Origin of the sequence: Alkalilimnicola ehrlichii (assembly GCF_003399765.1) — a bacterium.
Lineage (GTDB): Bacteria > Pseudomonadota > Gammaproteobacteria > Nitrococcales > AK92 > AK92.
Map to the genome: position 1 here is coordinate 1 of NZ_NFZV01000088.1, position 936 is coordinate 936.

Here is a 936-nt window from a genome sequence, read left to right on the forward strand (position 1 = left end):
GAACGCCTCCACCTCCCACGGCGACTCCCCCTCTTCGGGATAAATCAAATGCTGGTCGCTGTAGCGGTGGATGAGCACTAACTGATAGCTCGTGCGGCCCATATAGCCGGTAAACGGCATCAGGTACGGGTCGAACTCGTCGAACGGCAGCTCCACCATCCGCCCGCGCCGGGGCAGGCTCACCAGGCCGGTGCGCCGGTTTAGCCAAAAATTGCGCTTATCCGGCGATAACACGTACTTCGTCAGCAAGGTGCCGATAACACAAACCCCAACGAGCACAGTGAGGATTAGCCCACCACCGCCCTCAACGAATACCGTGTAAAATCCGTCGTAGACTGCAAATGAACCTAATAAAGCAACTGCTACAAATACCCCCACCGCAACCATCATCACGATGGCATTGATCAACACGGCGGGGTTACCGAGGTGTTCCCAGTCGACCCTTTCGTGATAACGCCAATGCGGCATATGCTTAGGCCAGGCACGACCGAACAGCGCGTCGAGATCGGCATGGCTGATGCTAAGGTGCTCGCCGCACTGCACCCCCGGCCGCCCTTGCAGGGGCTTACGCTGCAACTGCCGGGATTTCCACCCCTGGCGGCCCGCGTCCGCCGGCGCCAGATCGCGGGGACGCGTGCTGTTATAGGCCGTGTCAGCGTAGTAGTTCATCCTGTCGCTTTTTCTTTATGCGGATAGCGTTCCTAGCCCGACAACAACCCAGCCCACCGCTCTTCGCGGAAGGGCCTCCATCCCGTTTACTCAGTGAAAACGACCCAAGTCACCATCAAAAACATAAACACAGCGAATACCACTAGCCCCCAACCTTCCCACCAATCGCGCTTGGCCCAGCGCTCGCTAGGCTCGCGGTCGCTTTGCTTGATTTTCTTACGCCCCCGCCAAGCCCCTTCGCCCGCACCGGAACTCGCCCAGCCCAGC

General features: G+C 59.3%; 2 protein-coding genes. Both read right to left on the bottom strand.

Annotated features, from left to right (window positions below; genetic code table 11):
- Window positions 1–669, bottom strand: a 669-nt coding sequence (locus CAI21_RS22795; RefSeq protein ID WP_220349092.1) for a hypothetical protein, incomplete at its 3' end; no start/stop codon positions are given.
- Window positions 670–755: 86 nt separating this feature from the next.
- Window positions 756–936, bottom strand: a 181-nt coding sequence (locus CAI21_RS23535) for a hypothetical protein (protein WP_181919617.1), incomplete at its 5' end; no start/stop codon positions are given.